Annotated in this window: 10 protein-coding genes; 8 read left to right on the plus strand and 2 right to left on the minus strand. The window is 60.3% G+C overall.

From position 1 onward, the window contains the following. Positions 1 to 16: 16 nt before the first annotated feature. The 5 genes from B5F22_RS04840 to B5F22_RS04860 all read left to right on the plus strand — a co-directional run bounded on the left by B5F22_RS04840 (position 17) and on the right by B5F22_RS04860 (position 5,729). Entirely contained in the window at positions 17 to 1,282 is a 1,266-nt protein-coding gene (locus B5F22_RS04840) for an NAD(P)/FAD-dependent oxidoreductase (RefSeq protein WP_275532478.1), read from the plus strand. Next, complete coding sequence (gene cmk / locus B5F22_RS04845) at positions 1,279 to 1,971, plus strand: (d)CMP kinase (RefSeq protein WP_087370378.1); 693 nt, start codon at positions 1,279 to 1,281, stop codon at positions 1,969 to 1,971. The genes B5F22_RS04840 and cmk overlap by 4 nt, the downstream gene beginning before the upstream one ends. Further along, on the plus strand, positions 1,968 to 2,558 hold the full coding sequence (locus B5F22_RS04850; RefSeq protein WP_087391454.1) for a lysophospholipid acyltransferase family protein: 591 nt from the start codon (positions 1,968 to 1,970) through the stop codon (positions 2,556 to 2,558). Before cmk ends, B5F22_RS04850 begins: the two co-directional genes overlap by 4 nt. Beyond that, entirely contained in the window at positions 2,555 to 4,504 is a 1,950-nt protein-coding gene (locus B5F22_RS04855) for a bifunctional 4-hydroxy-3-methylbut-2-enyl diphosphate reductase/30S ribosomal protein S1 (protein WP_087391456.1), read from the plus strand. The genes B5F22_RS04850 and B5F22_RS04855 overlap by 4 nt, the downstream gene beginning before the upstream one ends. A 73-nt stretch (positions 4,505 to 4,577) precedes the next feature. Next, on the plus strand, positions 4,578 to 5,729 hold the full coding sequence (locus B5F22_RS04860; protein ID WP_087391458.1) for a DUF362 domain-containing protein: 1,152 nt from the start codon (positions 4,578 to 4,580) through the stop codon (positions 5,727 to 5,729). A gap of 35 nt (positions 5,730 to 5,764) precedes the next feature. Here the strand turns inward: B5F22_RS04860 and B5F22_RS04865 are convergent, their stop codons facing one another. Both B5F22_RS04865 and B5F22_RS04870 read right to left on the minus strand, forming a co-directional pair. After that, entirely contained in the window at positions 5,765 to 7,480 is a 1,716-nt protein-coding gene (locus B5F22_RS04865; RefSeq protein ID WP_158096621.1) for an ABC transporter ATP-binding protein, read from the minus strand. Next, positions 7,477 to 8,385 (minus strand): transcriptional regulator, encoded by a 909-nt coding sequence (locus B5F22_RS04870; protein WP_087391462.1) that lies wholly within the window; start codon positions 8,383 to 8,385, stop codon positions 7,477 to 7,479. Before B5F22_RS04870 ends, B5F22_RS04865 begins: the two co-directional genes overlap by 4 nt. Before the next feature lie 176 nt (positions 8,386 to 8,561). On the opposite strand from B5F22_RS04870, the gene deoC reads away from it, so the two are divergent. From deoC to B5F22_RS04885, 3 genes are all read left to right on the plus strand, one after another. Then, positions 8,562 to 9,209 carry a deoxyribose-phosphate aldolase gene (gene deoC / locus B5F22_RS04875; RefSeq protein ID WP_087391473.1) on the plus strand — a complete coding sequence of 216 codons (648 nt, stop codon included), beginning with the start codon at positions 8,562 to 8,564 and terminating at the stop codon, positions 9,207 to 9,209. Between the two features lie 99 nt (positions 9,210 to 9,308). After that, positions 9,309 to 9,665 carry a sporulation initiation factor Spo0A C-terminal domain-containing protein gene (locus tag B5F22_RS04880; RefSeq protein ID WP_087229490.1) on the plus strand — a complete coding sequence of 119 codons (357 nt, stop codon included), beginning with the start codon at positions 9,309 to 9,311 and terminating at the stop codon, positions 9,663 to 9,665. Between the two features lie 25 nt (positions 9,666 to 9,690). Next, complete coding sequence (locus B5F22_RS04885) at positions 9,691 to 10,287, plus strand: carbohydrate-binding family 9-like protein (protein WP_158096622.1); 597 nt, start codon at positions 9,691 to 9,693, stop codon at positions 10,285 to 10,287. Positions 10,288 to 10,517: the final 230 nt, after the last annotated feature.

The raw sequence follows: 10,517 nt of genomic DNA on the forward strand, positions 1-10,517 counted from the left end.
GAGGAATGGAACGACGGTGAGTAGAGAAAACGTAATCGTGGTGGGGGCGGGAGCTGCCGGAATGATGGCGGCCATTTCCGCCGCCAGAGGCGGGGCCCAGGTGGTGCTGGTGGAGCCCAATGAGAAGGTGGGGCGCAAGCTGTACATCACCGGAAAGGGGCGGTGCAACGTCACCAACCACTGCTCGCTGGAGGAGATGATGGCCTCCATCCCCCGCAACGGCAAGTTCTTGTACAGCGCCCTGTCCCGGTTTGACGCCCAGGCCACCATGGACTTTTTTGAGGACCTGGGGGTCAAGCTGAAGGTGGAGCGGGGGAACCGGGTCTTTCCCGTCTCGGACAAGGCCGCCGATGTCATCGACGCCCTGTTTTTCGAGCTGCGCCGCCTGGGTGTGGAGCTGCTCCGGGACCGGGTCACGGGCTTGAAGCTCCAAGACGGCCAGGTGGTGGGGGTGACCACCCAGCACAGCCCCCAGGGCCTGGAGGCGGGCTGCGTCATCCTGGCCACCGGAGGGGCTTCCTACCCCCGTACTGGCTCCACCGGGGACGGCTATCGGCTGGCCCAGCAGGTGGGGCATGAGATCGTCCCGGTGCGGGGCTCTCTGGTGCCCCTGGAGTCCACCGACCCCTGCTGTAAGCAGATGCAGGGGCTGTCCCTGCGCAACGTGGAGGTGCGAGCGAAAAACAAAAAGGGGAAAGTGGTTTACCAGGAGATGGGGGAGATGCTCTTCACCCACTTTGGCCTGTCCGGGCCTCTGGTGCTCTCCGCCTCTGCCCATATGAACTTCCAGCGGGACCACTACACCCTGCACATCGACCTCAAGCCTGCCCTGGATGAGAGCAAGCTGGATGCCCGTCTGGTGCGGGACTTCACGGAGCGGGCCAACCAGAACATGGGCAATGCCCTGGGAGGGCTGCTGCCCCAGTCCATGATTCCGGTGGTGGCCAGCCGAGCAGGCATTCCCTTGGACACCAAGGCCCATGATTTGCGGCGGGAACAGCGGCGCAGCCTGCTGGAGACGTTGAAGGACTTCTCCGTGGAGGTGTCCGGGCCCCGTCCGGTGGAAGAGGCCATTGTCACCGCCGGAGGCGTGAAGGTGGGGGAGGTAGACCCCAAGACCATGCAGTCCAAGAAGGTGCAGGGGCTCTTCTTTGCCGGGGAGCTGTTGGACGTGGATGCCTATACCGGCGGATTCAACCTGCAAATTGCCTGGGCCACCGGCTGGGTGGCGGGACAGGCAGTCACAGAATATTTAGAGAAAAAGGACGGCGCAGCGCAATGAAGTATTACAGCATAGCCATCGACGGTCCGTCTGGGGCGGGGAAATCCACCCTGGCCCGGGCTTTGGCCCAGGAGATGGGATATCTCTACGTGGACACCGGGGCCATTTATCGCACGGTGGGATTGGCGGTCCAGCGCCGAGGCGTGGACCCCAGCGACCCCCAGGCGGTGGAGCAGGTCCTGGGCCAGGTGGATATCACCATGGGCCACGGGGAGGATGGACAGCAGCGGATGTATCTGGACGGGGAGGACGTCTCCCAGGCCATTCGCCAGCATGTGATCTCCGGCTACGCCTCCAAGGTGGCAGCCCTGGCCCCTGTGCGGGCCTTCCTGCTCAACAAGCAGCGGCACCTGGCGGACAACCACAACGTCATTATGGACGGCCGGGACATCGGCACCGTGGTGCTGCCCCAGGCGGACGTGAAAATCTTCCTCACCGCCGACGCCAAGGACCGGGCCCAGCGCCGCTATCTGGAGCTTCTGGAGCGGGGCCAGCAGGCCGACCTGGAGCAGATTTTGGCCGACGTGGTGGAGCGGGACCGACAGGACATGGAGCGGGCCATTGCCCCCCTGAAACAGGCGGAGGACGCCACCGTGGTGGACACCACCGGCAAGGACCTGGAGGAGAGCCACAAGCTGCTGCTGGAGACCATTGTGGCCAAGCTGGGAAGGGAGGGCGTGCGCCCATGAATCGACTGTATGCTGTGCTGTACCCCCTGATTTGGATTTTCATGCGAATCTTCCACCCGTGGAAGGTAGAGGGGCGGGAGAACGTGCCAGAGGGGGCCGTGGTGATGTGCGGCAACCACACCACCTTGGGAGACCCCATTTATGTGGTGTGCGCCTTAGGCTGGAGGTGCCAAACCCGCATCATTGCAAAAGAAGAGCTGATGAAGATTCCCGTCCTGGGCTTTTTGCTGGGAAAGGCGGGCATCATCGGCATCAAGCGAGGCAAGGCGGATGTGGCCGCCATCAAGGAGGCCATGCGGGTGCTGCGCAACGGGGAGAAGCTGCTGCTCTTCCCTGAGGGAACCCGTGTGAAAGAGGGGGAGAACGCCGCGGCCCACACCGGAGCCGCCATGTTTGCCACCCGTACCGGAACCATGCTTCTCCCGGTGTACATCTCCCCCAAGAAGAAGCTGTTCCGCAAGACCCGGGTGGTGTTTGGTAAGCCCTATGCCCCCGTCTACGAGGGGAGAAAAGCGGGACCAGAGGATTATCAGCGCATTGCTGACGACCTCATGGACCGGATTCATCATTTGGGAGGTAGCGTATGAAGGAAGTGCTCCTTGCTAAGTCCGCAGGCTTCTGCTACGGCGTGCGCCGAGCCGTGGAGCAAGCCCAACAGCTGGCCCAGACCCAGAAGATCTATCTGCTGGGGGAGATCACCCACAACGCCCATGTGATTGCCAAACTGGAAGAGCTGGGGGCGGTGACCGTCCACAGCTTGGAGGAGGTCCCCCAGGGGGCCACGGTGCTCATCCGGGCCCATGGAGAACCGGACCGGGTGTACGCCCAGCTTCAGGAGAAGGACTGCCAGGTGGTGGACGCCACCTGTCCCAACGTCACCCGCATCCACGACATTGTCCGCAATGCCGCCGCCCAGGGCCGGGTGCCTGTGATTGTGGGCGACCCGGACCACCCGGAGATCGTGGGTATTGCCGGATGTGCAGAACATTCTGTGGTGGCAGCAAACTGGGAAGAGTTGGAAAAAATCTTCCGAAATCGCCCGGAATTGGTCCATCAACCCCTGACGTTTGTCTCCCAAACCACGGCCATTCGGGCGAATTGGGAAAATTCCGTTGAAAACGCAAAAAAAGTGTGTACAAATGCGGAATACTTTGATACAATATGTGGTGCTACGTCTAAGCGTCAAACTGAGGCGGCTCAATTGGCCGGCAGGTGTGACAGTATGATCGTCATCGGAGACCCCAAAAGCTCCAATACCCGGCGTCTGACCCAGATTTGCCAGGAGTCCTGTGCCCACGTGGTGCAGGTGGAGCAAGCAGACGCTCTGTCCCCGGAGGACTTTTGCTCTGTCCGGACGCTTGGCATCACTGCCGGTGCATCCACACCGGAGTGGATAATAAAGGAGGTCTACAACAAAATGAGCGATGAAATTATGGAGATTGAACAGTCCTTTGCTGAAATGCTGGAGGAATCGTTCAAAACTTTGAATACGGGGGATAAGGTCACTGGTACTGTCGTTGCCATCACACCCACCGAGGTGCAGGTGGAGCTGGGCATCAAGTATCCCGGTTACATCCCCGTGTCCGAGCTGAGCGATGATCCCGACGTGAAGGTGGAGGACATTGCCAAGGTTGGCGAGGAGATCGAGACCTACGTCATGCTGGTCAGCGACCGCGACTGCATGGTGAAGCTGTCCAAGAAGCGTCTGGATGCTGCCAAGAACTGGGAGACCATCGAGAACGCCGTGGAGAGCAAGGAAGTGTTGGAAGGCATCATCACCGAGGAGAACAAGGGCGGCCTGGTGGCCAACGTCAAGGGCATCCGCGTGTTCATCCCCGCCTCTCAGTCCGGCCAGCCCCGTGGTGCTGATCTGTCCGGCATGGTGAAGACCCGCGTGCAGCTGCGCATCACCGAGGTCAACCGTGCTCGCCGCCGCGTGGTGGGCTCCATCCGTGCCGTGGCCGCTGAGGCCCGTGCCGCTGCCGCTGCCGAGATTTGGAACAACATCGAGGTGGGCAAGCACTACACCGGTACCGTGAAGAGCCTGACTTCTTACGGCGCCTTCGTGGACATCGGCGGTGTGGACGGCATGGTCCACGTCTCCGAGCTGTCCTGGTCCCGCATCAAGAACCCCGCTGAGGTTGTCTCCGTGGGCGACGAGGTGGACGTGTACGTCATCGGCTTCGACCCCGAGAAGAAGAAGATCTCTCTGGGCATGAAGGACCGCAGCCAGGAGCCCTGGACTGTGTTCACCAGCAAGTACTCCGTGGGCGATGTGGCCAACGTGCGCATCGTCAAGCTGATGACCTTCGGCGCCTTCGCCGAGATCGTTCCCGGCGTGGACGGCCTGATCCACATCTCTCAGATCGCCGACCACCGTGTGGAGAAGCCCGGTGACGAGCTGACTGAGGGCCAGATGGTGGACGCCAAGATCATCGCCATCGACGAGGAGAACAAGAAGGTGTCCCTGTCCATCCGTGCTCTGCTGGAGGGCAACGACGTGGAGGAGACCGAGGAGACCGAGGAAGCCTAAGTTTCTCAAATCGCTGTACCAACTCCCCCGGCTGGATCGGCCGGGGGAGTTTTTTGTCCAAAGGAGGAATCGTATGAAACCGGATGTGGTGCTCACTCCCTGTAAGGACTATTCCCAGGGGGAGGTGGAGTCCGCCCTGGCACGGGTGCTGGAGCCCCTGGGGGGTCTCTCCTGGGTGAAGCCGGGGATGAGAATCGCCATCAAGGCCAACCTGGTGACCTTTCTCAAGCCGGAACGGGCGGCCACCACCCACCCGTCTCTGCTGTGCGCCCTGGTGCGCATGCTGACAGAGCGTGGAGCGGACGTGGTGGTGGGGGACAGCCCCGGCGGGCTGTACAACGCCGCCTATGTCAAGGGGGTGTATCAGGCCACCGGGATGGAGCAGGTGGAGCAGGCGGGAGGCCGCCTGAACTGGGATTTCAGCCACGCCCAGGGGGAGTACCCCCAGGGCAAGGTGTGCCGCCAGTTCACCTATACCGCCTACCTCTCAAAGGCGGATGCCATCATCAATTTCTGCAAGCTGAAGACCCACGGCATGATGGCTATGACCTGTGGAGCCAAGAACATGTTCGGTTCCATCCCAGGCGCCATGAAGCCGGAGTACCACTTCCGGTTTCCTGACCCCCGGGACTTCGCCCGGATGATCGTGGACCTGGACGAGTATTTTAAGCCACGCCTGACCATTGTAGACGCCGTGACGTGCATGGAGGGCAACGGGCCTACCGGAGGTACCCCGCGCCATGTGGGCCTTCTGGCGGCCTCTGAGAGCCCTCACAAGGCAGACCTGGTGTGCGCCCAGCTGTTGGGCCTGCGTCGGGAGGAGGTGCCCACCCTGGAGGCGGCGATGGAGCGAGGGCTCATTCCCCCCACGGCGGAAGAGCTGACCGTCCAGGGCAACGTAGAGGACTTTGTGGTCCCAGACTTCCAGCGCATTGAGACGGGCAACGGCCACCTCTTTGAGGGGGACGGGAAGCACCTGTCCAAGCGACTGCGAGGCGCGGTGATGGCCAAGGTGTTCAGCCAGAAGCCCAAGGTGGTGAAACAGCACTGTGTGGGCTGTGGCGTGTGCGCCAACATCTGCCCGGCCAAGACCATCACCATTGAGAAGGGGAAGGCGGTGGTCCATCGGGACAAGTGCATCCGCTGCTTCTGCTGCCAGGAGTTCTGCCCCAAAAGCGCCATGGTGGTCCACCGCACCTGGGTGGCCAGACTGCTGGAACGATGAAAAACGGCCTGACTTGTGAAGTCAGGCCGTTTTCGTTAGGTCGGCTGTGCCAGGGTGAACAGGGAGTAGAAGTATCCCTTTCGGTCCATAAGAGCGGAGAAAGAGCCCTGCTCCTGAATGCGTCCGTCCCGCATGACCAGTATCTCATCGTACTGGGCCATGAGCTGGGGTTCCAGGCGGTGGGTGACCACAATGCGGGTGGTGCCCGTCAAGTCCAGAATGGACTGGGTGACCGCGGCAGCGGTGGCATTGTCCAGGGCGGCGGTGGCCTCGTCCAGCAGCAGCACCGGGGTGCGGCGCAGCAGGCACCGGGCGATGGAGATGCGCTGGCCCTCGCCGCCGGACAGGTTCACGCCGTTTTCCCCACAGCGGTAGTCCTCACCCCGCATTTGGAGCAGCTGGGACAGCCCGGACCGCTCCACAGCCTGTGCCACCTCCTCCTCAGGGAAGGAGCGGAACATGGTGAGGTTGTTGCGGATGGTGTCGTCAAAGAGAAATACATCCTGCCCCATGAGACTCATCAGGTCATAGAGGCTGTGGGCGTCCACGTCCCGCAGCTCGGTGCCGTCGATGGCGATGGAGCCGGTATAGGCCCCGCTGGCCCCCATGAGCAGGTGGAGCAGGGTGGACTTGCCGGAGCCGGAGCCGCCCACGATGGCGTAGGTCTTCCCGGCCTGGAACTGGGCGGTGAGGTCTTGCAGGATGGGCTTGTCCGGCTCGTAGCCGAAGGACACGTGGTCCAGGGTGATGGCCTGGCTCAGCGTGGCGGGGATGGATACGCCGCTCTCCTGCTGGTTCTGAGCGGTGAGCTCTGCCAGCTTGTCCATGAGGGCCAGGGCGGCTTTGCGGGCGGCCCAGTACTGGGGCACCGTCTGGATGGGACTGAGGAGCAGACCGCACAGGTTGACCATGATAAGCACGGTGCCCGGGGTGATCTCCCCTTGGATGGCCAGGTAGGCCCCGAAGAGGAAGATGCCAAACTGGACCAGGAAGCTCAGACAGGTGGACATAGCGGAGATGAGAAAGTATAACCACCGCCGACGGGCCTTGATGTGTTCCAACCAGGCGTTGGCCTGGGCGAAGCGGGAGCGTACCTGATCCTCTGCCTTGAAGCTTTTGATGACAGAGAACCCGCTGAGCAGGTCTTTGAGCATGGACACATAGCTCTCGTTTTCCTCACTGACTTTTTTCTCCCTGGCTGCCAGCTTGCCTCCGGTGGCCAGGGTGACGGCAATGGGGATGAGGCTGAGCAGGATGGTAGCCAAGGCCAGCTTCCAGCTATACCAGAGCATCATGCCCAGCGAGCCAAAAAAGAGAAGCACTTGGGACACCATAAGAAAGGACTGGTTGAGATAATTTTCTTCGATGGAGTTGGTGTCGTTGGTGAGGGCGGAGAGGTATCGCCCGGTGTTTTCCTGGGAAAAGGCCCGGATGCTCTTTTGGGATAGGTGGGAGAAGGCGAGGTCCTTGTACTGGGCCAGCCCCCGGTGGATGAACCGGGTTTTGGCTCGGTACAGGGCCAACTGGGAGAGGAAAATCACAGCGGATAACCCCAAGCAGAACAGAGTGGTATGGGCCAGCTGGGCTAGATTCCCGGTGGTCATGATGTCTAAGATGTACCCCAGCAGATAGGAGACGATGAGATTCCACAGGGTGCCTGCACAGGTGAATAGGAGGGCGATGACAAAGCATAACCGATTGCCCCGGAAGATGGCACGGGTGTAGAGGGTGCGGTCAAGTGGTTGTTTCATGATTGGTTCTCCTTTTTCTCTGGGGGTGGGGCGAGGAGGGGGCGGTTTCGGGTGTCGCAGGCAAACACATAGGCGTCCTCCGGCTGCATGACCCAGCGGGCCAAAAACAGGAAGGGGACAAAGGAAAAGTTGTTGTGAAGGGTGTAGACCTGGGTGGGACCGTCCTCCAGCTCCAAATCCTTTTTCTTCAGCAGCTCGCATTCTGCCATTTTAGGGAGTGCTGCCAGCACATCCTCCAAGGGCAGTTTGGTGTGCTTGGCGATGGCGGAGGGGTGGTAGAAGCTCCCCTCTCGCCCGTGGAGGTACAGGAGAATTTCCAAAGCGCCGGGGAGGGCCAGGGCGGCGAATAACTTTCGGCACCGCTCTGGTTCGGGGAGATTGCTCTGGTATCCTTTGGGGGGCTCCGGCATCAGCAAAAACAGGGGGAAGTCCTCCGCCAATACCCCTAGAACCAACCCTTCCTCCGAGGTGACATAGGAGCGAAGCCAGCAAGTGGAGTGTTCCCTGGAAGGAGTGGGAACAATATTGTCGATATAACAGGTGGATTGCACCGAAATGGACGGGATGATGCCAGAGCCCATCAGGTTGCTGCCCAAATAGGGGGAGGACATTGCCAGTAGTTCAAATAAGGAAAATAACCGCCGATCAATGGGGACGGACAACAGCCACTGTTGAAACTGGGTGGTCATATCGGCGGTGGACGGGTCGGCCCGTCCAAATAAGGCATCGATGCTCACCCCCAGACGATCGGCCAGCACAGGCAGCAGTTCCACATCCGGGGCACCGCCCTTTTCCCATTTGCTCACCGCCTGGGCGGATACTCCCACCAGCTGTCCCAGCTGCTCTTGGGTTAAGCCCCGCTCTTTGCGCAGGCGGGTGATGGTGGCACTCAAAGGCTGGTTCATGGAAACTCCTCCATTCGCTTGATGGTTGTATTATAGGAAAAATAGCGGTTGAGTGCAATGGAGGAAATCTTGAGTAAATTCAACCAATGGTTAAGCGAAAGGGGAAACCCTCTTGCAATGGGGCAGAAGGGAGGGTATGATGGGGAAGAGATAAAACCATGGGGGAGGTGAGAGAATTGGACGAACGGCGCATCTTGGCGGCGGTGGACCACACCCTGCTGCGCCCCACCGCCACCTGGGAAGAGATTCGCCAGATTTGCGACGACGGGGTGGCCTATGGCTGCGCCTCGGTGTGCATCCCGCCCAGCTATGTCAAACAGGCCAGCGAGTATTTGGCGGGGAAACTTCCGGTGTGTACCGTCATTGGGTTTCCCAATGGCTACTCCACCACGGCGGTGAAGGTGTTCGAGGCTCAGAACGCCATGGCTAACGGAGCCAGTGAGATTGACCTGGTGGTCAATTTGGGCTGGGTGAAGGATGGCCGCTGGTCGGACGTGCTGGCGGAGCTGCGGGCGGTGAAAGAGGCCTGCGGGGAACATATCCTCAAGGTGATCGTGGAGACCTGCCAGCTGACCCAAGAGGAGAAAGTGAAGCTGTGTGAGCTGGTGACCGAGAGTGGGGCGGACTTTATCAAGACCTCCACCGGATTTTCTTCTGGGGGCGCCACGGCGGAAGATGTGGCCCTGCTGCGTGCCCACGTGGGAGCACAGGTGCAGGTGAAAGCCGCCGGAGGCATTACATCCCTGGAAGATGCCCAGACCTTCCTGGACCTGGGGGCTGCCCGGCTGGGTACCTCCCGCATTGTGGCCTTGGTGAAGGGCTAAATTGGGGTGTCGAATCACGTCGAAAAATCAGAATGAAATTTCTTTCGTTTTTCTGGGAGTTATAGTAAAATAGACCTGAGAAAAACGAGGGAAGGCGGGATGACATTGAATCAACAACGGGCGATTCGAGAGGTCCTGCGCTCCATGGGATTGATTGGCGAGTCTTTGTCCCTGCGACAGCTGGTGTGTGCGGTGGAGCTGGCCCACACGGAGCCGGAGTTGCTGCGCCGCATCACCAAGGGACTGTATCCGGCTGTGGCCGCCCACTTTGACCAGGCCACCCCGGCGACGGTGGAACGGAATCTGCGGCTCATTCGGGACCACCAGTGGAACAAAGGCGACCAGGAGCGACTGAGAGAGATGGCGGGATTCCCCATCCGTGTCAAGCCCACCACAGGCGAATTTGTGGATATTATTTGCTATTACATGGAGGCCAACGGGGCCTTTGATGACTGAGAACAAGACTGGAGTTGACAAATCTATGAAAGAGACCTATCGTGTGCCCCGGGGAGACGGGGCCCATTGGGATAACATTCCCCGCGCAGAGCTGAAGGAGACGGGCTGGCTGGAGCCTGCCGGAGTGAAGGCCTGGATGCAGCTGTGCCACGACGGGGAGAACCTGTACGTGCGCCTGGAGGCCCAGGAGAACCCCATCCGTGCCACCCTCACTGGGACCTTGGACCAGGTGTGCAACGACAGCTGCCTGGAAGTTTTCTTTGCCCCCCTGGAGGAGGACGCCCGGTACTTCAACTTTGAGTGGAACCCCCTCAAGTCCCTGAACCTGGGCTTTGGCGGCACGCGCCCCACCCGGGTGCGCCAGATCGTCAAGAAGATGGACGAGCTGTTCTGCCCCCAGAGCTGGCAGGAGGAGAACACCTGGGGCATTACCTTCCGCATCCCCGCCGAGTTTGTAGGCCGCTACTTCCCCGGCTTCACCTATTCCGGCACTTGCTGTGCCAACGTCTACAAGTGCGGCGATGAGACCGAGCATCCCCACTATCTGGCCTGGTCCCCGGTGACCAGCGACAAGCCGGATTTCCACCGCCGAGGCGATTTCGGCACCCTGGTGTTTGAATAAATAGAATGGATGTGTCGCAAAACGTAAGTTTTGTGGCACATCCTTTTTTACTCTCAACAGCAAAAACGAATCCAGTATGTGGAACTTCCGCAGCGTTTTGGGCATGCAAAAGCCAGCCCATACCACCTGGATGGAGCTTTCTGCGGAAGTTTTTCAATTTCGGTAAGCTACGCTGTCATTTTCTCAGATACACGGGTTTGAAGCCGTCCGTGTTCCCGCTTCATCCACAG

This window comes from Pseudoflavonifractor sp. An187 (assembly GCF_002160275.1).
In the GTDB taxonomy this organism is placed as follows: Bacteria; Bacillota; Clostridia; order Oscillospirales; family Oscillospiraceae; genus Enterenecus; species Enterenecus faecium.